The 22706-nt window shown below is 71.7% G+C and carries 22 protein-coding genes and 2 pseudogenes; 11 read left to right on the plus strand and 13 right to left on the minus strand.

Features of this window, described 5'->3' with window-relative positions:
• Positions 1-208: 208 nt before the first annotated feature.
• From BMY97_RS48380 to BMY97_RS13110, 3 genes and pseudogenes are all read left to right on the plus strand, one after another.
• A pseudogene (locus BMY97_RS48380) lies at positions 209-742 on the plus strand (sigma-70 family RNA polymerase sigma factor); the annotation flags it as partial.
• On the plus strand, positions 739-1431 hold the full coding sequence (locus BMY97_RS13105; protein WP_091617027.1) for an anti-sigma factor family protein: 693 nt from the start codon (positions 739-741) through the stop codon (positions 1429-1431). The pseudogene BMY97_RS48380 and the gene BMY97_RS13105, both read left to right, overlap by 4 nt.
• Positions 1432-1443: 12 nt before the next feature.
• Positions 1444-1884: an SRPBCC family protein gene (locus BMY97_RS13110; protein ID WP_091617028.1), complete on the plus strand. Its 441-nt coding sequence runs from the start codon at positions 1444-1446 to the stop codon at positions 1882-1884.
• Here the strand turns inward: BMY97_RS13110 and BMY97_RS13115 are convergent.
• On the minus strand, positions 1872-3311 hold the full coding sequence (locus BMY97_RS13115) for a DHA2 family efflux MFS transporter permease subunit (RefSeq protein ID WP_091617029.1): 1440 nt from the start codon (positions 3309-3311) through the stop codon (positions 1872-1874). The genes BMY97_RS13110 and BMY97_RS13115 overlap by 13 nt on opposite strands.
• A 114-nt stretch (positions 3312-3425) precedes the next feature.
• Here BMY97_RS13115 and BMY97_RS13120 point away from each other — a divergent pair, with 114 nt between their 5' ends.
• Positions 3426-3842, plus strand: coding sequence for a winged helix-turn-helix transcriptional regulator (locus BMY97_RS13120; protein WP_091617030.1), 417 nt, complete (start codon positions 3426-3428; stop codon positions 3840-3842).
• A gap of 98 nt (positions 3843-3940) precedes the next feature.
• Here the strand turns inward: BMY97_RS13120 and BMY97_RS13125 are convergent, their stop codons facing one another.
• Positions 3941-5302, minus strand: coding sequence for a cation:dicarboxylate symporter family transporter (locus BMY97_RS13125; protein WP_091617031.1), 1362 nt, complete (start codon positions 5300-5302; stop codon positions 3941-3943).
• 155 nt (positions 5303-5457) lie between these two features.
• Between BMY97_RS13125 and BMY97_RS13130 the strand changes: the two genes are divergently transcribed.
• The 4 genes and pseudogenes from BMY97_RS13130 to BMY97_RS45935 form a co-directional block, all read left to right on the plus strand.
• Positions 5458-7092, plus strand: a complete 1635-nt coding sequence (locus tag BMY97_RS13130) for a sensor histidine kinase (RefSeq protein ID WP_091617032.1) — start codon at positions 5458-5460, stop codon at positions 7090-7092.
• Positions 7089-7763, plus strand: a complete 675-nt coding sequence (locus BMY97_RS13135; RefSeq protein WP_091617033.1) for a response regulator — start codon at positions 7089-7091, stop codon at positions 7761-7763. The genes BMY97_RS13130 and BMY97_RS13135 overlap by 4 nt, the downstream gene beginning before the upstream one ends.
• The gene (locus BMY97_RS49575) at positions 7764-8090 is read left to right on the plus strand and encodes a hypothetical protein (RefSeq protein WP_425425264.1); all 327 of its coding nucleotides are present in this window, start codon (positions 7764-7766) and stop codon (positions 8088-8090) included.
• A pseudogene (locus BMY97_RS45935) lies at positions 8048-8146 on the plus strand (IS481 family transposase); the annotation flags it as partial. The gene BMY97_RS49575 and the pseudogene BMY97_RS45935, both read left to right, overlap by 43 nt.
• 111 nt (positions 8147-8257) lie before the next feature.
• On the opposite strand, the gene BMY97_RS13145 reads toward BMY97_RS45935, so the two are convergent.
• The 8 genes from BMY97_RS13145 to BMY97_RS13180 are packed head-to-tail and all read right to left on the minus strand — an operon-like array spanning position 8258 to position 18237.
• Positions 8258-9646 (minus strand): beta-N-acetylhexosaminidase, encoded by a 1389-nt coding sequence (locus BMY97_RS13145; protein ID WP_091617034.1) that lies wholly within the window; start codon positions 9644-9646, stop codon positions 8258-8260.
• 2 nt (positions 9647-9648) lie between these two features.
• Positions 9649-10515, minus strand: a complete 867-nt coding sequence (locus tag BMY97_RS13150) for a carbohydrate ABC transporter permease (RefSeq protein ID WP_091617035.1) — start codon at positions 10513-10515, stop codon at positions 9649-9651.
• On the minus strand, positions 10506-11462 hold the full coding sequence (locus BMY97_RS13155; RefSeq protein WP_091617036.1) for a carbohydrate ABC transporter permease: 957 nt from the start codon (positions 11460-11462) through the stop codon (positions 10506-10508). Before BMY97_RS13155 ends, BMY97_RS13150 begins: the two co-directional genes overlap by 10 nt.
• Positions 11463-11467: 5 nt before the next feature.
• Positions 11468-12751: an extracellular solute-binding protein gene (locus BMY97_RS13160; protein ID WP_091617037.1), complete on the minus strand. Its 1284-nt coding sequence runs from the start codon at positions 12749-12751 to the stop codon at positions 11468-11470.
• 17 nt (positions 12752-12768) lie between these two features.
• On the minus strand, positions 12769-13911 hold the full coding sequence (locus BMY97_RS13165) for a lactonase family protein (protein ID WP_091617038.1): 1143 nt from the start codon (positions 13909-13911) through the stop codon (positions 12769-12771).
• A 38-nt stretch (positions 13912-13949) separates the two neighbouring features.
• Positions 13950-15341 carry a GntP family permease gene (locus tag BMY97_RS13170; RefSeq protein ID WP_091617039.1) on the minus strand — a complete coding sequence of 464 codons (1392 nt, stop codon included), beginning with the start codon at positions 15339-15341 and terminating at the stop codon, positions 13950-13952.
• Positions 15338-16933 (minus strand): N-acyl-D-amino-acid deacylase family protein, encoded by a 1596-nt coding sequence (locus BMY97_RS13175; protein WP_091617040.1) that lies wholly within the window; start codon positions 16931-16933, stop codon positions 15338-15340. Before BMY97_RS13175 ends, BMY97_RS13170 begins: the two co-directional genes overlap by 4 nt.
• A complete protein-coding gene (locus tag BMY97_RS13180; protein WP_091617041.1) occupies positions 16933-18237 on the minus strand; it encodes an amino acid deaminase in 1305 nt (434 codons plus the stop codon). Before BMY97_RS13180 ends, BMY97_RS13175 begins: the two co-directional genes overlap by 1 nt.
• 152 nt (positions 18238-18389) lie before the next feature.
• Between BMY97_RS13180 and BMY97_RS13185 the strand changes: the two genes are divergently transcribed.
• From BMY97_RS13185 to BMY97_RS13195, 3 genes are read left to right on the plus strand one after another with little or no spacing between them, the layout of a single operon-like run.
• Entirely contained in the window at positions 18390-19331 is a 942-nt protein-coding gene (locus BMY97_RS13185; RefSeq protein WP_245787303.1) for a sugar kinase, read from the plus strand.
• A gap of 34 nt (positions 19332-19365) precedes the next feature.
• Positions 19366-20124 carry an IclR family transcriptional regulator gene (locus BMY97_RS13190; protein ID WP_091617043.1) on the plus strand — a complete coding sequence of 253 codons (759 nt, stop codon included), beginning with the start codon at positions 19366-19368 and terminating at the stop codon, positions 20122-20124.
• Entirely contained in the window at positions 20124-20507 is a 384-nt protein-coding gene (locus BMY97_RS13195) for a RidA family protein (RefSeq protein ID WP_091617044.1), read from the plus strand. Before BMY97_RS13190 ends, BMY97_RS13195 begins: the two co-directional genes overlap by 1 nt.
• A 45-nt stretch (positions 20508-20552) precedes the next feature.
• Here the strand turns inward: BMY97_RS13195 and BMY97_RS13200 are convergent, their stop codons facing one another.
• The 3 genes from BMY97_RS13200 to BMY97_RS13210 all read right to left on the minus strand — a co-directional run bounded on the left by BMY97_RS13200 (position 20553) and on the right by BMY97_RS13210 (position 22677).
• Positions 20553-21551 carry a 1-aminocyclopropane-1-carboxylate deaminase gene (locus BMY97_RS13200; protein WP_091617045.1) on the minus strand — a complete coding sequence of 333 codons (999 nt, stop codon included), beginning with the start codon at positions 21549-21551 and terminating at the stop codon, positions 20553-20555.
• Positions 21548-22195, minus strand: coding sequence for a GntR family transcriptional regulator (locus BMY97_RS13205; RefSeq protein WP_245787294.1), 648 nt, complete (start codon positions 22193-22195; stop codon positions 21548-21550). Before BMY97_RS13205 ends, BMY97_RS13200 begins: the two co-directional genes overlap by 4 nt.
• 122 nt (positions 22196-22317) lie before the next feature.
• Positions 22318-22677, minus strand: a complete 360-nt coding sequence (locus BMY97_RS13210) for a DUF1844 domain-containing protein (protein WP_091617046.1) — start codon at positions 22675-22677, stop codon at positions 22318-22320.
• Positions 22678-22706 lie beyond the last annotated feature (29 nt).

The raw sequence follows: 22706 nt of genomic DNA on the forward strand, positions 1-22706 counted from the left end.
CGCGGAGACTCGAACGGCAGAGACCCGAGGCGCGGAGGCCACAGGCGCGGAGACTCGAACCGCACAGACCCGAACCGCACAGACCCGAACCGCACAGACCCGAACCGCACAGACCCGAACCGCACAGACCCGAACCGCACAGACCCGGAGTACAGCATCGCCCTCGACCACTCGGGATGCCGCCAGGAGGTCGAGGGCGGCGAGCGGGCGGGGCCGGCGCAAGGCGGGTGAGGAGCTGGTCGAGCGGCTCTACACCGAGCACGGGCGGAGCCTGCTGGCCTACGCGACCCGGCTGACGGGCGATCCCGCGGCCGCCGAGGACGTGGTGCAGGAGACGCTGATCCGGGCGTGGAAGCATGCCGGCGACCTGACCGCGGACGGTCGCGGCTCGGTCCGCGGGTGGTTGCTGACGGTGGCGCGGAACCTGGTCACCGACCGGGCGCGAGCACGGGCGTCGCGGCCGCAGGAGGTGACCGAGCAGCCGGAAGGGCTGGCCACGCCGCCGGTGCAGCGGGACCACGCGCAGCGGGTCGTCGACTCGATGGCGGTGCTCGAGGCGCTCGAAGACCTGACGCCGGAGCACCGTGATGTGCTGGTGGCGATCTACTATCGCGGGAGGTCGGTCGCCGAGGCGGCCGAAGTGCTGGGGATCGCCGCCGGGACGGTCAAGTCCCGGACCTACTACGCGCTGCGGGCGTTGCGCGCGGCGATGGCGAGTGCCGGAACGGAGGCAGCAGGATGAGCGCGGTCGAACAGGAGCACACGCAGCTCGGCGCCTACGTCCTCGGTGCGCTGGACCCGGCCGACACCGACGAGTTCGAACGGCACCTGGCGACGTGCGAGCAGTGCCGTGGCGAACTGCGCGAGTTCGGCGCGCTGCGCGAAGCCCTCGACCTGGTGCCACCGGAGGCTTTCCTCGACGGCCCGCCCGATGCCGGCGACCTGCTGCTCCAGCGGACCTTGCGCCAGATCCGCGTCGAGGCTGGACCGGCCGTACGGCGGAACGGGCCGCACCGGGGGCTCACCCTCGCGGCGGCCGCGGTGATCGCGGTGGTCGTCCTCGGCGGCGGGGTGGTGATCGGCAGGCAGACCGCGCCGGCGTCGTCGCCCGTGGCGCAGGCCCCGGTGCCCGGCACCCGCGAGGTGGCCGCGACGAACGCCGCCACGGGCGCGAGCCTGACGGCGTCGGTGATCCCGGCGGCGGGCTGGGTGAAGGTGCACGCGGCGTTCAAGGGCATTCCCGCGGGCGAGAAGTGCCAGCTCGTGATCACGTCGAAGACGGGCCAGCAGTGGGTGGCCGGCAGCTGGCAGGTGTCCGGGAAGGCGGCTTCGCCGGGCTTCGACGGCTCGGCGGTCGTGGCGCCCGAGGACGTCGCCTCGGTCGGCATCGTCACGCTCGACGGCCGCGACCTGGTCTCGGCCCGGGTCTGAGCAGGAGCGGGCGTGGGCGCGGAGTACCGGTTCCGGAGCACCTGGTGGCTCCCGGCCGTGCCCGCGTCCCGCGTCTTCGACGCCGTGGTCGACCTGGAGTCCTACCCGCGCTGGTGGGCCGACGTCCGGTCGGTGCGGCAGGTCGACGGCGACACCGCGGAGCTGGTCTGCCGCTCACGGCTGCCGTACCGGCTCGTCATCGCCATGCACCGGGAGCAGCAGGATCCGCGCGCGGGCCACGTCCGCGTGCGGCTGACCGGCGACCTCGAGGGCTTCCTCTCCGGTGACCTGCAGCCGGTCGGCGAGGGCACCCGGCTGGTGATCACGCAGCAGGTGCGGGCCCGGAAACCGTTGCTGCGCAAGCTGGACGTGGTGGCCCGGCCGTTCTTCCGCGCGAACCACGCGTGGATGATGCGCCGGGGCCACCGCGGCCTGGCCGCCTACCTCGCCTGACCCGCCACGCACAGCTCAGGCGTCTCCTCGGCCGCGCGGGGACGGCGGGCCAGCACGACCGCGGCCACCACGGCGGCGAGCACCACGAACCCGGCGCTGAACCCGTACGCGAGCCGATACCCCGACGCCAAAGCCTCTCGCGCCCCGACGTCCGCCAGCCCGGCGGTGCGCGAAGCCGCGACGGTGGCCAGCACCGCGGTGCCGACGGCCCCGCCGACCTGCTGGGTGGTGTTGATCAGACCCGACGTGACGCCCGAGTCGGCCGGGGAGGCGGCCGACATCGCGAGTCCCATCAGCGCCGGGATCGCCGTGCCCGCGCCGGCGCCCATCAGCACCAGCGACGGGAGCACGTGGACGAAGTAGCTGCCCGAAGCCGGCGCCTGGGTCAGCAGTCCGAACGCGACGATCACCACCACCAGCCCGGCCACCAGCACTGCCCGCGGGGAAAACCGCGCGCTGAGCCGGTCGGACAGCCAGAGCGAGCACAGCGCGATCACCACCGGTGTCGGCAGGAACGCGACACCGGTGCTCAGCGCGTCCAGGCCCAGCACCTTCTGCAGGTACAACGCGGTGACGAACTGGAAGCCGAGGAACCCGGCCACCATCAGCACCATGGTCAGGTTCGCGCCCGCCACCGCGCGGACCCGCAGCAGCCGCAACGGCAGCAGGGGCGTGCGCGCGCGGGCTTGGCGCAGCACGAACCCGGCCAGCAGCACCGCGGCTGTGGCGAGCGGCAGCACCGTCCCGGCCGTCCAGCCGTGGTCGCCGGCTCCGGCGATGCCGTACACCAGCAGCATCACGCCGCCCGTGACGAGCACCGCGCCGAGCGCGTCGATGCCCGAGCGCAGCCCCGTGCCGCGGTCCGCCTCGACCACGAGCAGCGTGAGCACCAGCGCCGCGACGCCGATGGGCAGGTTGACGTAGAAGGTCCAGTGCCAGTTCAGCGACTGGGTGAGCGCGCCGCCGGCGACGAGGCCGATCGACGCGCCCGCCGCCTGCGTGAAGCTGTACACCCCGATCGCGCGGGCCCGGGCCGGGCCCGGCGGGTACATCGTCACGATCATGCCCAGCACCACCGCCGACGCGAGCGCGCCGCCGACCCCTTGCGCGAACCGCGCCGCGACGAGCACCCCGGCGTCGGTGGCGAGTCCGGCGGCCAGCGAGGACGCGGTGAACAGGACCAGCCCGGCGAGGAACACGCGGCGCCGGCCCACCAGGTCGCCCAGCCGCCCGGACAGCAGGAGCAGCCCGCCGAACGCGACGAGGTACGCGTTCACCACCCAGGCCAGCCCCGCGGCGGAGAAGTCCAGCTCGGCCTGGATAGACGGCAGGGCCACCGCGACGATGCTGCTGTCGAGCACCACCATCATCGAGGCGGCGCACAGCACTCCCAGCGCCACGGCCCGGGAACGGGCGGATTCCGGCATTTTGCGTCCTCCCAGAACGGTCATCGAAGAGTTTCCCCAGGTCGTGCTCAGGGCATCTCTTGTTACAGCGACCATCATGTGTGACCATCGGGGAGCGCGTAAGGAGGCACTTTCATGTCCCAGAGGAACAGCGCTGTGACCGACCAGGCCGGTGCCACGGACCCGGAGAAACTCGCGGTCTGCACGGTGCTCGAGGCGATCAACCGGATCAGCGGCAAGTGGGCGATCAGCATCCTGCTGGAGGCGAGCCGCGGCCCGGCCCGGTTCACCGAACTGGAGCGCGCGATGCCCAGCATCAGCCGGCGCATGCTCACGCTGACGCTGCGGAACCTGGAGCGCGACGGGCTGCTGGTGCGCACCGTGTACCCGACCGTGCCGCCACGCGTGGAGTACGAGGCGACGCCGATGGCGCGCGAGCTCTACGACAGCCTGTCGGGCGTGGTCGACTGGGCCGAGCGGCACCACGAGGCGATCGCCCTCGCGCGTGAGGCCTACGACGGGCACGCCGGCTGCGCACCGGCCCGGAAATGAAGGTGTGCCGTGTTCCGTGAGCACGGGGGACGCTCACGGAACACGGCACACCGGCGTCTCGCGCCCGCCGAAGCCAGGTCAGGCGGGCGCGGAACGGGTCAGCTGCCCGCGGCCACCGGCTCGGGCTTCGCCTCGGCGGCGGGCGGCGGCTTCTCGTCGAGCAGGGTCGCTTCGTCGAACGGGGCGTTGCCCGCGAACACCTGCTGCGACTTGCCGCGGTCGAACTCCTTCATCCACGATCCGATGAGGACGGTCGCGACGGCGTTGCCGGCGAAGTTCGTCAGCGCGCGGGCCTCGGACATGAACCGGTCGATGCCGAGGATGAACCCGACGCCGTCGACCAGTTCCGGCCGGTGCGACTGCAGGCCGCTGGCGAGGGTGGCGATGCCGGCGCCGCTGACGCCCGCCGCGCCCTTCGACGCGAGGATCATGAACAGCAGCAAGGTGATCTGCTCGCCCAGCGCCAGCGGTTCGTCCTGCGCCGTGGCGATGAACAGCGTCGCCATGGTCAGGTAGATCGCGGTGCCGTCGAGGTTGAACGAGTAGCCGGTGGGCACCGTGATGCCGACGACCGGCTTGCTGACGCCGAGGTGCTCCATCTTCGCGATGAGCCGCGGCAGCGCGGACTCCGAAGAGGACGTCGACAGGATCAGCAGGAACTCGCGGCCCAGGTACTTGAGCAGCCGGAAGATGTTCACCCGCGCGCCGAGCCACAGCACCGCGCCGAGCACGCCGAACACGAACACCAGGCAGGTCAGGTAGAAGCCGAGCATGATCACCAGCAGGCTGCGCAGCGCGCCCCAGCCGGTGGCGCCGACCACCGCGGCGATCGCGCCGAACGCGCCGACCGGTGCCGCCCACATGATCATCGACAGGATGCGGAACACCAGCCGCTGGATGTGCTCGATCCCGCGCAGGATCGGCTCGCCGCGGGGGCCGAGCTTCTGCAGCGCGAACCCGGCCAGCAGCGCGATCAGCAGCGTCTGCAGGACCTGGCCCTCGGTGAACGCCGAGACGAAGCTCGTCGGGATGATGCCGAGCACGAAGTCGACGCCGCTCTCGGCGCCCTTGGCCTGGTCGTGCACCTTGGACACGTCGGCGGGGTTGAGGTGCAGCCCGGCGCCCGGGTGCAGCAGGTTGCCCACGACCAGGCCGATGGCGAGCGCGAACGTCGACATCACGATGAAGTAGACCAGCGCGGTGATGCCGACCTTGCCGACCTTCGCCGCCTTCGCGACCGAGCCGATGCCGAGCACGATGGTGCAGAAGATGATCGGCGAGATCATCATCTTGATCAGGTTGACGAAGCCGGTGCCCAGCGGGGCCAGCTGCTTGCCGACGCCCGGCGCCAGCAGCCCGACGGCGACGCCGAGGACCACGGCGACGATCACGGCCAGGTAAAGGTAACGCGTCTTGTCGCGCTTCGGCGCGGACGCGTCGGGGGTCGGTGGTGTAGGCACCGTTGCCTCCAGCTCGAGGGGGGTGGAACGCCGGTCACTATGCGGGCTGCCTATGACCAGCGTCACCCTTCTGTTCATTGAGTTCGCGTGATCGCTTCGGTCCGGTTCGGACACCGGGTACCGCCGGGGGAGGCCGGGTGTGCTGGTATGGGCTCGTGCCCACGACGTCACGGACCCGGTCGAGCCGGTGGAGCCTCGCCCGTCAGCTGCTGGTCCTGCAGCTGGCCGTGATCCTCGTGCTCGTCGCCGGCGGGATCACGATCGCCTACTTCGACTCGCGCCGCACGACGAACGACCGCGCGAGCCAGCAGTCGCTTTCGGTGGCGCGCGCGATCGCCGACGCCCCCGACGTCGCCCGCGCGGTGTCCACACCGGACCCGAGCGCGACGCTCCAGCCGTTCGCGGCGCGCGTGCTGGCCGATACCGCCGTGGACTTCGTGACGATCATGTCCCCGGCGGGCATCCGTTACACCCACCCGAATCCGGCGTTGATCGGGCAGCCGTTCCTGGGCCACATCGAGGCGGCGCAGCAGGGCGGCGTGGTCACCGAGACCTACACCGGCTCGCTCGGCCCGTCGGTCCGCGCGGTGGTGCCGGTGTTCGACGCCCGGCACCGGGTGGTCGCGCTGGTGGCCGTGGGCATCACGATCGCGGCGATCTCCGCGGAGCTGCGGGATCGCTTGTGGCCGCTGGTCGGGGTCGCGGCCGCGGTGCTGCTGGTCGGCGCGTGCGGCGGCTGGCTGGTGAGCGCGCGGCTGCGGCGCCAGACCCGCGGCATCGCGCCCGGCGAGCTGAGCAACCTGTTCGAATACCACGAAGCCGTGCTGCACTCGGTCCGCGAGGGCGTGCTGCTCGTGGACCACGAAGGGCGCGTCGGGCTCTGCAACGACGGCGCCCGCACGCTGCTCGGCTTCCACGCCGACCCGGTCGGCCTCCCGCTGGACGAGCTGGGCCTGCCGCCGGAACTGGCGGCCGCGTTCACCGCCACCGAAACCGGGCCGTCCGAGCCGGCCCGGACCGAGCCGACGCAGGCCGAACAGCTGCACGTCACCGACTCCCGGGTGCTCGTGGTCAGCACGACGACGGTGCGCTCGGGCGGGCGCGCGCAGGGCACCGTGGTGCTGCTGCGCGACCACACCGAGCTGCAGACCCTGACCGGCGAGTTGACCACCGCGCGCAGCCTCGCGGAGGCGCTGCGGTCGCAGGCGCACGAGGCGGCGAACCGGCTGCACACCGTCGTCTCGCTGGTGGAGATCGGGCGGCCGGAGGACGCGGTCGAGTTCGCGACGGCGGAGCTGGCGCTGGCCCAGGAGCTGACCGACCGGGTGATGGGCTCGATCGCCGAGCCCGTGCTTGCCGCGCTGCTGCTGGGAAAGGCGGCCGAGGCGAGCGAACGCGGGGTCGAGTTCACCATCACGCCGGACACGGTGATCGAGGAGGACCTCGCGATCACCGGCCGGGACCTGGTGACCATCCTGGGAAACCTGGTCGACAACGGCATCGACGCGGCCGTGCGGGGCGCGGGCGGGCGGCCCGCCGTGGTCGTCACCGCGCGCTCCGAAGACGGCGGGTTGTTCCTGCGTGTCGCCGACAACGGCCCGGGGGTGCCGGAGGAGGCTGTGGGGGACATGTTCCGCCGGGGCTGGTCCACCAAGGCGGCCGAGGGCCACGGGCTCGGGCTGGCGCTGGTCGGCCAGGCCGTGCGGCGGTACGGCGGCAGTGTCGACGTCGGCCGGGACGGCGGCGCGGTGTTCACCGTCCGGCTGCCGAAACAGGAGGCGCCACGGTGATCCGCGTGCTGGTGGTGGAGGACGAGCCGGTGGCCGCCGAGGCGCACCGGGTCTACGTGGAGCGGCTGCCGGGGTTCGCCGTCGCCGGCGTCGTGCACTCCGGCGGCGACGCGCTGCGGTTCTGCGAGCGCGAGCCGGTCGACCTCGTGCTGCTCGACTTCTACCTGCCCGACACCCACGGGCTCGCGGTCTGCCGCTCCCTGCGCGCGGCCGGGCTGCCCATCGACGTCATCGCGGTGACCTCGGCGCGGGACCTGGCGCTGGTGAAGGCGGCGGTGTCCGTCGGGGTGGTGCAGTACCTGCTCAAGCCGTTCACTTTCGCTTCCCTGCGGGAAAAACTGGAGCGGTACGCGGAATTCCGGCAGGCCTCCGGCGAGGCCGGCGGGCAGGCCGAGATCGACCGGGCGCTCGCGTCGCTGCGCACCACCGAGCACCCGCCGCTGCCGAAGGGCATGAGCGCCCAGACTCTGGAGGCGATCACCGACGCGCTGGCCGGGGCCGGCGAGGGGCTGTCGGCCGGCGCGGCCGCGAGCGCGATCGGCGCGTCCCGCGTCACGGCCCGCCGCTACCTCGAATACCTCGCCGACAACGGCCTCGCCCAGCGCGAGCCGCGGTACGGCCAGGTGGGCCGCCCCGAGGTCTGGTACCGGCTGAAGTCCACCAGCTCGTGAGTGTTCCGGACGGTTCTCACCCTCAGCGGCACAGGAGTGTGGCGGATCCTGCACCGCCTCGACATGGGCCGGTTGCCGTCCTCGCAACGCTACAAGCGGCATGACTGCCGCTGGAAACGCTATGAGAAGCAACGACCGGGCCACCAGGTACAGGTCGATGCGAAATTCGTCGAGCCGCTGCCCACGGCAGCAGCCACCGGTGTGCCGATCACGACCGGCGGCGGGCGCGGGAAGTTCTACCAGTACACGGCCATTCAGCGCTCCACGGGCACGTGCTCGACAAGGGCATCGAGCACCGCTACATCAAGCCCCGCACACCACGGCTGAACGGCAAGGTCGAGCGTTCCCACCGGATCGACGCCAACCTCTTCAACGCCGAACTCAAGGAATGGCAGGGGAGAGACTGCGCCAGAAGACACAGACCGAAGCCCCGGCCGTGTAATCAATCACCCTCAGCGGCACAGCCGGTGAGAACCGGCCGGAACACTCACGAGTCAGCGGGGCCGGCCCGGCGCGTCGGGGCGGGTCTGCCACGGGTGGGGGCCGTCGAGGGGCCGGTACTCGACGCCGAGGGCGTCCAGGCGGGGCAGGTGGTGGTCGCGCAGGCGGGGCAGGAACTCGGTGAAGTCGCGGTCCGCCGGGCTCCACGCGACTTCCGCGAAGGCGGACAGGCGCGGGAAAGCCGCGTAGTCCACCCGCCGCGCCGAGTCGAGGTGCTCGGTCCAGACCTGGGCCTGCACGCCGCGCAGCCGGGGGCTGGTCAACGCCGGCTCGTAGCCGTACACGTCCTCCAGCGTGTGCAGGTAGCCGACGGGGATCGGTTCGTCCGGGTGATCCGACTGGCGGTGGTCGAGGTAAAGGTGCTCCTCCGAGCAGAGCACCACGTCGTGGCCGAGCGCCGCGGCCCGTTCCCCGGCGGTGTCGGACTGCCACGCGCCGATCAGCATCGACGGCAGGCCCTCGATCTCCAGCACCTCGTCCCAGCCCATCGGCTGCCTTCCGCGCGACACCAGGTGCGCGGCGATCTCGCGGACGAACCGGCCGTGCTCCCCGGTCGCGCCCGGCACCTCGTCCCCGCCCAGCGCGATCACCGGTGACGGGAAAACGTCCAGCACGTGGTCGAACACCGTGCGGAAGAAATCCACTGTGGACTCCGACGGGTCGAGCAGCGAAGTGCTGATACCCCAGGAGGTCCACACCTCCCAGTCGGCGTCCGGGTCCGGTCCCAGCTTCGGGTACGCGGCGATGGCGGCGCGGGCGTGGCCGGGCACGTCGATCTCCGGCACTACCGTCACGGCGCGGGAAGCGGCGTACGCGACGATCTCGCGCAGGTCCTCGGTGGTGTAGAAGCCGCCGTGCGGACGTCCGTCGCGTTCCGGGCCGTCGTGCCGTCCGACCATCGACGAACGCCGCCAGCCGCCGACCGACGTCAGCCGCGGGTAGGCCGGCACCTCGATCCGCCAGCCCTGGTCGTCGGTGAGGTGCAGGTTCAGCACGTTCAGCTTGTGCGCGGCCAGCAGGTCGACGAACCGCAGCACCTCGGCCTTGGTCCGGAAGTGCCGGGCGACGTCGAGCAGGCAGCCGCGCCAGCCGTGCCGGGGGTGGTCCCCCACCACCCCGCAGGGCAACGTCAGTCCACTGTGGATGGAAGCGGCGCGGAACGCGTCCGGCCCGGCCAGCTGCCGCAGCGTCTGGCGCCCGTACACCTCGCCCGCGGCATCGGCGGCGGACAGGGTGACGCCGTCGGGCGTGATCTCCAGCCGGTAGCCCTCCGCGGGCAGCTCAGGCGCGGCGGAAACCGAGACCGGCGCCGGCCACGGGCAGCGGCCCGGCGTGGCGGAGACCGAGACCGGGCGGGGGAGCAGCGTGTCGAATCCGGGCATGATCAGCCTTTCACCGCGCCGGACATCCCGGAGACGAGCCGGCGTTGCACCAGCACGAAGAACACCAGGACGGGAATGGTCATCAGGGTGGACGAGGCCATCATCGCGCCCCAGTCGGTGTCCTCGGGCTTGAAGAACACCAGGATCGCCTGCGGCAGCGTCTGGTTCTCGGTCTTGGAGATGATGAACGTCTTGGCGAACAGGAAGTCGTTCCACGCGTGGATGAACGCGAGCACGCTCACCGCGACCAGCCCGGGCGCCACCAGCGGGAACAGGATCTGCCAGGTGAAGCGCATCCGCGACGCGCCGTCCAGTTTCGCCGCTTCCTCCAGTTCCACCGGCACCGCCGCGACGAAGCCGCGCAGCATCCAGATCGCGAACGGCAGGCTGAACGCCAGGTGCACCAGCACCAGCGAGCCCAGCTCGTTGAGCCCGAATTCCGGCGCCACCGCGCCGATCGAGCGCATCAGGAAGAACAGCGGGATGGTCAGCGCCTCCACCGGCACCATCTGCGCCACCAGGATCATCACCAGCAGCACCGTCCGGCCGCGGAACCGGAATCGCGTGAGCGCCACCGCGGACAGGAACGAGAACAGCAGCGAAAGCACCACCACGGCCAGCGCGACCACCAGGCTGTTGAGGAAGAACCGGCCGAAGCCGGACACCGTCAGCACCCGCTCGAAGCTGTCCAGCGAAGGCGCCAGGGTCCACGGCTTCGGGTTCGCCGTCTGGATCTCCCCGGCCGGCTTGAACGCCGAGAGCACCATCCAGTACAGCGGGAACGCCACCAGACCGGCCACGACCACCGTGATGATCTCGGCCACCAGCCGGCCGGGGCGGCGGACGCGCCGCGCGGTCATCACAGCCATGCTTCGCTCCGGCGCTGAGACCGGACGTACAGCCCGGTGATGGACAGCAGCAGCACGGTCATCACGACTCCGATCGCCGAGCCGAGGCCGTACTCCTGCCCGGCGAAGGCCTGCTGGTAGGCGTAGACGTTCAGCACGAGGTTGCGCCCCGCGACGCCGCCGCCGTTGGTCATCACGTAGATCTGGGTGAACACCTTGAAGTCCCAGATGATCGACTGGATGGTCGCGATCATCAGCAGCGGCCGCACCATCGGCAGCACGACCGTCCAGGTGGAACGCCACAGCGAAGCGCCGTCGAGCGACGCGGCCTCCAGCACCTCCTCCGGGATCGCCTTGATCCCGGCGTACATCGTCACCAGCACGAACGGGAACGAACACCAGATCACCTCGGCGGCCACCAGCCCGAACGCGCCGAAGGTGCCGAACGTCCAGGAATGGTGCGCCATGCCCGTGAAGCCGACACCCGAGAGCACTTCGTTGACCAGGCCGAAGTCGGTGTCGAAGAGGAACAGCCACACGTACGAGCCGGCGATCGCGGGCGTCGACCACGCGCCGAGCGAGGCCAGGAACAGCAACGTCCGCGGCACCGCGCGCACCCGGCTGGCGAGCACCGCCAGCGCCGTCCCGACCACCAGGCTGCCGAGGACACACGCGGCGGCGAACCCGACCGTCTTGCCGAGCACGGTCCAGAACTGCACGTCGGACAGCAGCGCCGCGTAGTTGTCGAAGCCGAGGAACACCAGCGGCGCCGCGCCCGCGGCCTGGGGCTGCCCGTAGTCGTAGAACGAGATCAGCACCAGCTGGTAGATCGGGTACACCAGCAGCGCGGCGAGCAGGATCCCCGCCGGCAGCAGGTAGAGCACGGCCGCCCGGCCGTCCCGGCGCCGTCTCGGCCGGCGAGGCGCGGGCGGGGCCGGGACGGCGACGGGCAGTTGCTGCGTGACCACGGCGGCTAGCCGAAGTTCTTGTTCATCGCGGCCGCGGCGTCAGCGAGCGCGCCCGCCGGGTCCTTGCCGCCGGTCGCGATCTGCTGCACGGCCGTGGGCAGCACGTTCTGGCTGTCGATCTTCGACCACGCCGGGGTGCTCGGCACGAACTTCGTGCCCGCCTTGAGGCTGTCCACGAACGGCTTCAGCGTCGGGTCGCTCGCGGCCAGCTTCTCCTGCACGCTGCCCAGCGTGGGCAGATTGCCCATGGCGTTGTACATCTTCTCCTGGTACTTGGCGCCGGCCAGCAGCTCGGCGAACTGCACCGCGAGCCCGTGGCGCTTGCTCGCGCCGAACACGCCCAGCAGGTTGCCGCCGGCGAACGCGGGCGCGACCGAGCCCGGGGTGGTGCCGGGCAGCGGGACCACGGCGTACTTGCCCTTCACCGCGCCTTGTTCCACGGCCTTGCGGTTGAAGTCGCCACCGATGGTCATGCCGGCCTTGCCGCCGGCGAACGCCGTCACGCTCTGCGTGCCGGTGAGGTTCGCGCACGCCGACGGCGGGCAGATGTCGTCCTTCAGCAGCCCGGCGTACTGCGTGATGCCCGCCTTCGCCGGTTCGGACTCCACAGTGGACGTCCACTTCCCGTTGTCCTGCTTGGCGATCTCACCGCCGTTGGCCCAGATGTAGGGCAGCATCGCGTAGGTGTACTTGCCGCCGACGGAGATGCCGTACAGATCGGGCTTGGCCGCGCGGATCTTGCGCGCGTCCTCGGTCAGCTCGGCGAGCGTGGCCGGCGGCTTGAGGCCCAGCTCGGTGAACACGTCGGTGCGGTAGTAGAGCGCGCGGATGCCGGTGTACCAGGGCAGGCCGTAGGTCTTGCCGTTCGCCTTGGCGGTGTCGAGCACGGTCGGCAGCAGGTCCTTGCCCTCGCTCCACGACGAGATGTTTCCGGTAAGGTCGGACAGCGCGCCGGTCTGGGCGTAACTCGCCACGTCGGTGTTGCCGAACTCGGCGACGTCGGGGGCGTTCGACGGGTCGTTGAAGGCGCCGGAGAACTTGTCGGCGCGGCCCTCGACCGGCACCCACTGCACATCCACGTCCACGCCGGCGTGCGCGGCCTTGAACTCGGCGATGGCGTCCTTCACCGCGGCTTCCTTGGGCGCTCGGCTGGCTTCGTCGAACAGCCAGACCCGCAGCGTGCCGGTCTGGTCGTCGCCGCCCGACGCGGCGGGGGCGGACTGGGTGGGCGCGCAGCCGGCCAGCAGGGCCAGCGCGGCGACGGCGGTGAACGTGCGGCGCAGTCTCATGGATGGGCTCCAGGGATTCAGGCGAAGAAGACCGAGTTGACCGAGGGGACGGCGAGCGAGCCCGCGACGGCGCCGGGGAGTCCGGTCGAAGGGTCGCGCGGCAGCCAGGTGACGGTGCCGGAGCGTTGGTTCGAGACGTAGAACCAGGCTTCGTCCGGGGCGAGCGCGAGGTGGCGCGGCCAGTTGCCGCCGGTGTCCACACTGGACGCCAGCGTGATCGCCGAGCCGTCGGCGGAAACGGTGAACGTGGCGATCGTGTTCGGGCCGCGCACGGTGGCGTAGGCGAACTTCCCGTCCTTCGACACCGCCATCTCCCCGGGGAACAGGTCGCCGGTGCTGCCCGCGGGCACGGCCGGGACGACCGCGATCGGCGTCAGCTTGCCCGCCGCCGCGTCCCAGCTCAGCACCGTGATCTCCGGCCGCAGCTCCTGCGCGAGGTAGGCGAACCGGCCGTTCGGGTGAAACGCGAGATGGCGCGGCCCGGCGCCGGAGGGGAGCGTGACCTGCTGGTGCAGCGCGAGTTTCCCGGTGGCGACGTCCAGGGTGTAGACGTACACCGAGTCCGCGCCGAGGTCGACCGAGAGCACCCACCGGCCGGTGGGGTCGTTGACCACCTGGTGCGCGTGCGGGTCGCGCTCGGGGCCGACGTGCTGCTGCAGGTCCGTCGCCGCGCCCAGCTTGCCGCCGTCCTCGATCGGCAGCACGACCACGCTGCCCGAGCCGTAGTTGGCGGCCAGCACGTACTTCTGGCTGGAGTGCACGGAAAGATGGGTCGGCGCGCTGCCCTTCGACGGCGTGCTGCCCAGCAGCTTGGGGTCGGTCACATTGCTGATGTCCAGCGCCGAGACCGCCCCGTCCGGGTCGCCTTCGTCGGTGGCGTAAAGGATCCGGCCGTCGCGGCTGCGGTCGAACCACGACGCGTCCGGCACGCCGGCGACGGTGCGGACCGGCGTGAGCGCGGGCTCGGAGCCCGCGCGGGTGACCACGTCGAGGCCGTGGCCCGCAGGCGGCGTGCTGGTGTAGCTGCCGACATACGCGGTGGTGCCGGCCGAAGGGCGGCACACCAGCGGCGCGGCGTTCGCGAGCTGGGTGCCGAGAACGGTGCCCAGGCCCGCGGCGCCGGCCGCGCCGAGGAAGGTGCGGCGGGAAAGTCCTGACATCGTGGTATCTCCCAACGGTGAAGGGGACCAGAGGTGGTTCAGACCACCAGCATGGCCAATGCTGCCACGGCGAAACCGCTGACGGAAAGGACTGTTTCCAGCGCAGTCCAGGTTTTCAGCGTGTTCGGCACGGTCAGCCCGAAGTAGCGGGACACGATCCAGAACCCGCCGTCGTTCACGTGCGAGGCGATGATCGAGCCGGCCGAGATCGCGACGACGACCAGCGCCAGCTGCGCCTGCGAGTAGTGCAGCTGCATCACCGTCGGCGCGACGATGCCGCTGGTGGTGACGATCGCGACGGTCGCCGAGCCCTGCGCGATGCGCATGCCGCAGCTGATCACGTACGCCGCCAGGATCACCGGCAGCCCGGCGTCGCCCAGCGAGCCGGCCACGGCCTGGCCGATGCCGGTCGCGGACAGCACGGCCCCGAAGAACGAGCCCGCGCCGACCACCAGCAGGATCATCGCGACCGGCCGCAGCGCCGCGGCCGAAAGCTCGCCCAGCTGCGCGCCCGTCATCCCGCGGCGACGGCCCAGCAGCCAGGACGCCAGCAGGGTGGCGATCGTCAGCGCGATCGCCGGGGTGCCCAGGAAGGCCGCCACCCCCGCGGCACTGGAGTTCTTGGGCAGCAGGATGCTCCCGAACGTGCCCGCGAGGATCAGCACCAGCGGGATCGCGATGATGCCGCCGACCAAGCCCAGCGACGGGGGGTTCTCACTTTCCTCTTCGGCGTCACCGGCGAGCTTGGCGAATTCCTCGGCCAGCGGCACGTTCACCCGCTTGCCGATCCAGGTCGAGTACAGGATGCCGCCGATGAACCAGGCCGGGATGCCGCAGATCGTGCCCATCAGGATCAGCCAGCCGAGGTCCACGTGCAGGAGCCCGGCGGCCGCGACCGGGCCGGGGTGCGGCGGGATGAACGCGTGCGTGATCGACAGTCCGGCCAGCAGCGGCATGGCGTACAGCACGATCGAGCGGCCGCCCTGCTTCGCCGCGGCGTAGACCAATGGCGCCAGCACGAAGATGCCGATGTCGAAGAACACCGGGATGCCGAAGATCAGGCCGGACAGGCCCATCGCCAGCGGGGCGCGCTTCTCCCCGAACGAGCGCAGCAACGCGGCGGTGAGCACCTTGGCGCCGCCGGATTTCTCCAGGATCGAGCCGAGCAGCGTGCCCAGGCCGATGATCGCCGTGATGTGCCCGAGGATGCTGCCGAACCCCTTCTCCAGCAAGGAGTCCGAGGTCTTCTGGGCCGTGCCGACCAGGGTGCCCACGGGCAGCCCGGCGGCCAGCGCGGTGAGCAGGCCCACCACGATCAGCGCGATGAACGGCTCGACCTTCACCTTGATGATCAGGACGAGCAGCACGGCGATCGAGACGGCGGCGAGCGTGAGCAGCCCGCCCGTGGTGGTTTGCAGCCAGTGGATCATCGGCCCCTCCCGGGGTGACGAAGAGAACGGCCGGCCAGAGCGCCGGTGGGGTGGCCGTCCTCGATCGCGGCGACGCCGTTCACGAAGACGTGGGGGATCCCTTCGGCGGGCTGCCTCGGGGCGTCGAACGTGGCGGTGTCGGCGACCGTGGCGGGGTCGAAGAGCACCAGGTCGGCCGCGTACCCGGGGCGGACGAGCCCCCGGTCGGCGAGCCGCAGCCGCCGTGCCGCGCGCCCGGTGAGGTGCGCGACGCAGTCGGCCAGCCCGAGCACGCCCAGGTCACGGACGTAGCGGGCCAGGTAGCGGGGGAACGTGCCCCAGGAGCGCGGGTGCGGCCGGTCGCCGACCAGCAGCCCGTCGGAGCCGCCGGTGTGCGTGCGGTGCCGCATGATCGCCTGCACGTTCTCCTCGTGCCCCACGTGCATCAGGCAGGAGGTGCCGAGGCGCTCGTCGAGCAGGGTGTCGAAGTACAGCTCCGCGGGCGGGCGCCCGGCGGCCCGCGCGGACGCGGCGACGCTGTGGCCCACCAGCGCGGTGTTGCCCGCGTTGCGGACGCCGTTGATCTCGATGGCGTCCCAGTCGATCGGCACGCCGTGCGCACCGTCCGAACCGGACTCCTCGATCTCGGCGCGGATCCGCTCGCGGATGTCCACATCGGACAGCCGGGCCAGCGTCGCGTCCAGCCCGCCCTCGGTGGCCCAGCTCGGCAGCAGGGCGGAGAGGTAGGTGGCGCCGGGCAGGTACGGGTAGGTGTCGAGGGTGATGTCGCAGCCGTCGTCGAGCGCGTCGTCCAGCAGTCGCAGCAGATCCGGCGCCTTGCCCTTGTTGACGGAGAAGTTCATCGTGGCGTGCGCGAGGTGCAGCGGGCAGCCCGAGCGGCGCGAGACGTCGACCATCTCCGCGAACGCCTCCAGCGCGCCCTTGCCGTAGCTGCGGTGGTGCGGGCTGTAGTAGCCGCCGTGCTCGCCGACCACGCGGCACAGCTCGACCAGCTCGGCCGTGTCGGCGTACATCCCGGGCGTGTAGGTGAGGCCGGACGACATCCCGAACGCGCCTTCGCGCAGTCCGGTCGCCACGAGTTCCTTCATCCGCGTCAGTTCCGCGTCTGTGGCAGGCCGGTCCTCCCAGCCCAGCGCGAGCATTCGCACGGTGCCCTGCGGCACGAGGTAGGCGGCGTTCACCGCGACGCCCGCGTCGAGCCGGTCCAGGTACTCGCCGACCGAGCGCCAGTTCCAGTCGAAGCCCGCCGGGTCGTCGTTCCAGCCGGCGAGCTGCTGGCGCAGGGCTTCGAGCACGGTGTCGTCGACCGGCGCGTAGGAGAGCCCGTCCTGGCCGAGCACCTCGGTGGTGACGCCTTGGGAGACCTTGGCGAGATGGTCCGGCTTCGCGAGCAGCTGCAGGTCGGAGTGCGAGTGCATGTCGATGAAGCCCGGCGCGAGCATGAGCCCGTCGGCGTCCAGGACGCGGCCGCCGGTCAACGAGCCGGGCGCGGCGACGTCGGCGATCCGGCCGTCGGTCAGCCCGACGTCGTGGCGGGCGAGTTCGGCCCCGGTGCCGTCGGCGACCTGCGCCCCGCGGATCACCAGGTCCATCAGAACCACGTCCGCACGAAGTCGGTGACGGTCTCGCCGTCGGCGCCCACCACCGGGACCAGCGGCCACTTGTCGAACGTCGTGCACGGGTGCGAGAGGCCCAGCCGCACCCAGTCGCCGACGTTCACCGGCGAGCCGGGCGGCAGCGTCAGGAACGTGTGCTGGTCGTTCATCTTCGGCACGGTGTGCCCGGTCAGCTCGGTGACGACGCCATTGCGGCGCAGCAGCTGCGGTTCCGGCATCCCCTCGTCGAACGGCAGGTCGCGCTTGCCCGCGGTGAGCAGGGCGAGCGTGTCCGACGGCTTCGACGTCACCTGCGCCCACCCGTGCAGCGCGGGGCGGAAGCCCTCGACCCCGGTGATGCGCGGGTGCTCGCCGAGCGGGGAGATCTCGCGGTAGAAGCCGTCGTCGTGGGTGACGTACGCGCCGCTGCGCAGGATCGGCAGCACGTCGAGACCGTCCGGCCAGGGCTTGGTCAGCTCGTCGGCCACGCGGTCGAAGTACGCGCTGCCGCCGCCGGTGACGAGCACCTGGCCCTCGGCGAGCAACCCCTTGCCCGCCAACGAGATCGTCAGATCACGCAGATCGTCCACATAGGAGCTGATCTTCGCCAGCGCCGTTTCGTCGGTGTCGTGCGAGAGCGAGCCTTCGTAACCGCCGGTGCCGCGCAGCCGCAAGACCGGGCTGTTCGCGGCCGCCTCGGCGATGGCGAGCGCGGTCGCCGTGTCGCGGACGCCGGTGCGGCCGCCGTCCGCGCCCAGCTCCACCAGCACGTCGACCGGTCGCGGCGAGCCGGCCAGCGCCTCGGTCATCAGCTCGACGCTCCGGACCGAGTCGACCCAGCAGGCGAACTCGAAGCCCGGGTCCGCGGCCAGCTCGCCGGCCAGCCAGCGCAGCGCGGACGGGTCGACCAGCTGGTTGGCCAGCATGATCCGGGGCACCCCGAACGCGCGGTAGACCCGCAGGTGCCCGGCGTTCGCGGCGGTCAGGCCCCACGCGCCGTGCGCGAGCTGGCGGGCGAACAGCTGCGGCGCCATCGTGGTCTTCCCGTGCGGCGCCAGCGCGATCCCGCGGGCGGCGCACCAGCCGGCCATCGTTGCCAGATTGTGCTCCAGCGCGTCCGCGTCGAGCACGACGAAGGGGCCGAAGAAGCCGTCGTCGAACAGGTTCGCGCGACGGGCCGCGGCCTCGTCGAGGGTCAGCCCGGCGAGCGCGGGCGCGATCGACCGGAACCGCCAGTCGATCCGTTCTTCGCGGCCGGCTCGGACGGCGGCGGTCAATGCGGCGTTCTCGGGATTGTCCATGAGTGGTCGACCTCGGTTGCGTATGTTGCAACGAACGTTGCGCAGAATGCGCGACATAGGTGTAGCATCCGGGTCGCTAACGGTCAACGGGGTGAAGAACGGGGAGACATTCAGTGACCAGCGCGCCCGAGGTGCTCTGCATCGGCGAGTCGATGGCCCTGTTCGTGCCGGCCGAGCCCGGCCCGCCGGACGAGGTCCGCAGCTGGCTGCGCACGATCGGCGGCGCGGAGTCCAATGTGGCCTGTCACCTGCCCGCGCTCGGGGTGCGCAGCGGCTGGGTCAGCGCGGTCGGCGACGACCCGTTCGGCCGCGCGCTGGTCCGCGAGGTCGCCGCCGCCGGGGTCGACGTCAGCGGCGTCGTGGTCGACCCGGTGCGCCCGACCGGCTTGTACATCAAGGAAAGCGGGGCGCAGGGCAGCCCGGTGCGCTACTACCGGGCGGGCTCCGCGGCGTCCGGGATGGGGCCGGGCCTGCGGTCCCGGCTGGACCTCGGCGGCGTCCGGGTGCTGCACCTGTCCGGGATCACGCCCGCGCTCTCGGACAGCTGCCTCGCGCTGGTGCGCGCCCTGCTCGACGCGCCGCGCGGCGACCTGCTGGTGTCCTTCGACGTCAACCACCGCCCGGTGCTGTGGGCCGATCGCGACGTCTCGGTGCTCGCGGAGCTGGCCGCCAAGGCCGACCTCGTGCTGACCGGCGACGACGAGGCCGGGCGGGTGTGGGGGACCGGCGACCCCGCGCGGTTGCGCGAGCTGCTGCCCGCGGTGCGCACGCTGGTCGTCAAGCACGGCGAACACGGCGCGACGCTGGTCGAGGGCGACGCGCCGCCGTTGTTCGCGCCCGCGCTGCGCGTGGACGTGGTCGAGCCGGTCGGCGCGGGAGACGCCTTCGCCGCCGGTTTCCTGGCCGCCACCCTCCGCGGCGCCGATCCGGCGACCCGCCTGCGCCGCGGCCACCTCCAGGCCGCCGCCACCCTGCTGACCCACGACGACGTCGGCACGCCGCTGGCCCCGGACGTGCTGGACCGGCTGCTGCGCGCGGACGACGACGAGTGGGCCGCCGCGCGGCTGACCGCGGAAGGGCTGGTGCTCGCATGAGTCCCGCCGACGTGTTCTTTCCCGCGGAGGCGGCATGAGCCAGAGCTTGGACCGGGCGTTGACGCTGCTGGCCGGGCTGGCGCAGGGCGCGAAGACACTGGATCAGCTGGCCGAAGAAGTCGGCGTGCACAAGACCACCGTGCTGCGGCTGCTGCGCACGCTGGAGTCGCACCACTTCGTCCGCCGCGAGGGCACCCGGTACTACCGGCTGGGCAGCGCGTTGTTCGACCTGGCGAGCCAGGCGCTGGAGGACCGTGACGTCCGGCGCAGCTCGGCCGAGGCGCTCGCCGCGCTGAACGAGCGCACCGGCCACACCGTGCACCTGGCGACCTACGAGGACGGCGAGGTCGTCTACATCGACAAGTACGAGGGCCGGCATTCGGTCCGGATGTACTCGCGCATCGGCAAGCGCGCGCCGCTGCACTGCACGGCGGTGGGCAAGGTGCTCGTCTCGGCGATGCCCCGCGAACGGCGTGAGGCGCTCGCGCGCAGCATCGACTACGTGGTGCTGACGCCGAACACGATCAGCTCACCCGAGGCGTACCTCGCCGAGCTGGACAAGGTCGCCGAGCGCGGCTACGCAGTGGACAACGCCGAGCACGAGGACTTCATCCACTGCGTCGCCGCGCCGATCCGCGGCGGCGGGGGAGAGGTGCTCGCCGCGGCGTCGATGTCCGTGCCGAAGGTGCTGCTCGACTACGAAGGCCTGCTGGCGCTCGTGCCGGAGCTGCTGGCGGCCGCGAAGGAAGCTTCCGTCCACAGTGGATGGACGGAGAACGGAAAGGGGTCATGATGGGCAAGACGGCGATCACCACCGAGAACGCGCCGAAGCCGCCGGCGAAGTTCTCGCAGGCCGTCCGCAAGGGCAACATCCTCCAGGTGGCCGGGATGGTCGCCTTCGACGCGGCGACCGGCGCCATCGTGGGCGACGACATCGCGGGGCAGACCCGGCAGGTGTTCAAGAACCTGCAGACGGTCCTCGCGGAGGGCGGCTCGAGCCTCGACGACGCCGTGATGGTGCGCGTCTACCTCACCGACACGAGCCACTTCGGCCCGTTCAACGAGGTCTACAACGAGCTGATCGGCGAGGCCCCGCAGCCGGCCCGCACGACCGTGTACGTCGGCCTGCCCGCCGGTCTCCTGGTGGAGATCGACGTGCTGGCCGTCCTCGACTGACGCCGGGCGGTGCCGGGGCCTTTCCGCGAGGCCCCGGCACCCTGGTCAGCCCAGCACGCTGGTGTACGCGTTGATCGCGGGCTGGCCGCCGAGGTGGGCGTAGAGCACGTTCGAGGTGGGCGGAATTTCGCCGCCGCGCACCAGATCGATCAGCCCGGCCATGGACTTCCCCTCGTACACCGGGTCGGTGATCATGCCCTCCAGCCGCGCGGCGGTGCGGATCGCGTCCAGAGTGGACTCGTCCGGGACGCCGTAGACGCCGGCGTGGTACCGCTCGTCCAGCAGCACTTCGCCGATGCCCGGCGCGCCGACGAGATCGGCCGTCGCCTTCGCGATGCGGGTGATCTGGTCGCGGGTCTCGCCGGGCTTGGCCGAGGCGTCGATCCCGAGCACCTTCCGCGGCCGCCCGCTCAGCGCCACGCCCGCCACCATGCCCGCCTGCGTGCTGCCCGTCACCGAGCAGACCACGACGGTGTCGAAGAAAACGCCCAGCTCCCGTTCCTGCTGCTCGAGTTCGAGCACCCAGTTCGCGAAGCCGAGCCCGCCGAGCGGGTGGTCCGAGGCGCCGGCCGGGATCGCGTACGGCTTCCCGCCGCCGGCCTCGATCTCGGCGACGACCCGTTCCCAGCTCTCCTTGAAGCCGATGCCGAAGCCCGCGTCGACCAGCCGGACGTCCGCGCCGAGGAGCCGCGAGAGCTGGATGTTGCCGACCTTGTCGTGCAGCGGGTCGTGCCAGTCGACCCAGCTTTCCTGCACCAGCACGGCTTTCAGCCCGGCGCGCGCCGCCGCGGCCGCGACCTGGCGGGTGTGGTTGGACTGGATGCCGCCGATCGAGACGAGCGTGTCCGCGCCCTGGGCGAGCGCGTCCGCCACGAGGTACTCGAGCTTGCGGGTCTTGTTGCCGCCGTAGGCGAGGCCGGAGTTGAGGTCCTCCCGCTTGGCCCACACGGCCGCGCCGCCGAGGTGCTCGGTCAGCCGGTCGAGCCGGTGCACCGGCGACGGGCCGATGAGCAACGGGAAGCGCGGGAAGCCGGCGAGCGTCATGGCGTCTCCAGGAGGTTCTCGAGGTCGGACCAGATGGTCGAGGTGACGGCCGCGGCCCGTTCGGCGTCGCCGTCCGCGATGGCGTCGATCAGCTCGTTGTGCCGCTGCACCGAGCGGTGCGCGGGCAGGGAAATGAACCGGGCGTGTTCGAGCCGCCGCAGCAGCGGTGTGTGGCGGTCGATCGTCGTGGCCACGGCGCGGTTGCCGCACACGCGGACGGGCACGTCGTGCAGCTCGTCGTCGGCCGCCATCGCGGCCGCGACGTCACTGCTCCCGATGGCCGCCGCGAACCGCTCGTTGGCCGCCCGCATCTCCGCGACGTGCGCGGGACCGAGCCGGGGGAGCGCCTGCCGCACCGCGAACTCGTGCAACGCGCGCACCAGCTGCACCGCGTCGCGAACGTCATCGTCGACGAACTCCGCGACCCGCGTGTAACTCTGCGGCTTCGAGTCGACGAGCCCGTCCCCGGCCAGGCGGAGCAACGCCTGCCGCACGGGCGCCCGCGAAAGCCCGAGCTCCCGGGCGAGGAAGGCGTCCCTGAGCGCGGTGCCGGCGGGCAGGGTGCCGTTGATGATCGCTTGCCGGATCCGCTCGTACGCCTCGTCGCGCAGCAGCGGCCGGTCGACTTTCGGGAGGGGATTCACAACTGAAATGTTAGATGTCAGTTGGAGACGGCCGCAAGGACCTCGGCGGTGACCTGGCCTTCTGCCCCCGGAAACGCCGAAGGCCCGTCCGCTTCGTGCGGACGGGCCTTCGGAAACGACGCTCAGTAAACTGGGCCGGTGTACTTCTCGCCCGGGCCCTGGCCCGGGGGGTCGGGCACGACGGAGGCCTCGCGGAACGCCTTCTGCAGCGACTGGAGCCCGTCGCGCAACGGGCCGGCGTGCAGGCCGAGGTACTCCGCCGAGGCGGTGATCAGGCCGGCCAGCGCGGTGATCAGCCGGCGGGCTTCGTCCAGGTCGCGGTGGGGCGAGGTGGCCGGGTCGGCGTCGGCGAGGCCGAGGCGCTCGGCGCCCGCGGACAGCAGCATCACGGCCGCGCGGCTGATCACCTCGACGCTCGGGATGTCCTCCAGGTCGCGGACGTCCGGGGAATAGGGGGGCGGTGGCGAAGGTTGATCTGACACGTCTGGTACCCTTCCACGAGCGACCAGCC

The organism is Amycolatopsis saalfeldensis, from assembly GCF_900110575.1.
GTDB lineage: Bacteria > Actinomycetota > Actinomycetes > Mycobacteriales > Pseudonocardiaceae > Amycolatopsis > Amycolatopsis saalfeldensis.

Excerpts from the sequence above, each read along its gene's own strand:
- BMY97_RS13200 (WP_091617045.1), bottom strand. The coding sequence starts at position 21,551 with ATGACGCTCGCCGGCTTCCCGCGCTTCCCGTTGCTCATCGGCCCGTCG.
- BMY97_RS13170 (WP_091617039.1), bottom strand. The coding sequence starts at position 15,341 with ATGATCCACTGGCTGCAAACCACCACGGGCGGGCTGCTCACGCTCGCC.
- BMY97_RS13175 (WP_091617040.1), bottom strand. The coding sequence starts at position 16,933 with ATGGACCTGGTGATCCGCGGGGCGCAGGTCGCCGACGGCACCGGGGCC.
- BMY97_RS13105 (WP_091617027.1), top strand. The coding sequence starts at position 739 with ATGAGCGCGGTCGAACAGGAGCACACGCAGCTCGGCGCCTACGTCCTC.
- BMY97_RS13165 (WP_091617038.1), bottom strand. The coding sequence starts at position 13,911 with ATGTCAGGACTTTCCCGCCGCACCTTCCTCGGCGCGGCCGGCGCCGCG.
- BMY97_RS13120 (WP_091617030.1), top strand. The coding sequence starts at position 3,426 with ATGTCCCAGAGGAACAGCGCTGTGACCGACCAGGCCGGTGCCACGGAC.
- BMY97_RS13185 (WP_245787303.1), top strand. The coding sequence starts at position 18,390 with ATGGCCCTGTTCGTGCCGGCCGAGCCCGGCCCGCCGGACGAGGTCCGC.
- BMY97_RS13160 (WP_091617037.1), bottom strand. The coding sequence starts at position 12,751 with ATGAGACTGCGCCGCACGTTCACCGCCGTCGCCGCGCTGGCCCTGCTG.
- BMY97_RS13190 (WP_091617043.1), top strand. The coding sequence starts at position 19,366 with ATGAGCCAGAGCTTGGACCGGGCGTTGACGCTGCTGGCCGGGCTGGCG.
- BMY97_RS13180 (WP_091617041.1), bottom strand. The coding sequence starts at position 18,237 with ATGGACAATCCCGAGAACGCCGCATTGACCGCCGCCGTCCGAGCCGGC.
- BMY97_RS13195 (WP_091617044.1), top strand. The coding sequence starts at position 20,124 with ATGGGCAAGACGGCGATCACCACCGAGAACGCGCCGAAGCCGCCGGCG.
- BMY97_RS13115 (WP_091617029.1), bottom strand. The coding sequence starts at position 3,311 with ATGCCGGAATCCGCCCGTTCCCGGGCCGTGGCGCTGGGAGTGCTGTGC.
- BMY97_RS13145 (WP_091617034.1), bottom strand. The coding sequence starts at position 9,646 with ATGCCCGGATTCGACACGCTGCTCCCCCGCCCGGTCTCGGTCTCCGCC.
- BMY97_RS13150 (WP_091617035.1), bottom strand. The coding sequence starts at position 10,515 with ATGGCTGTGATGACCGCGCGGCGCGTCCGCCGCCCCGGCCGGCTGGTG.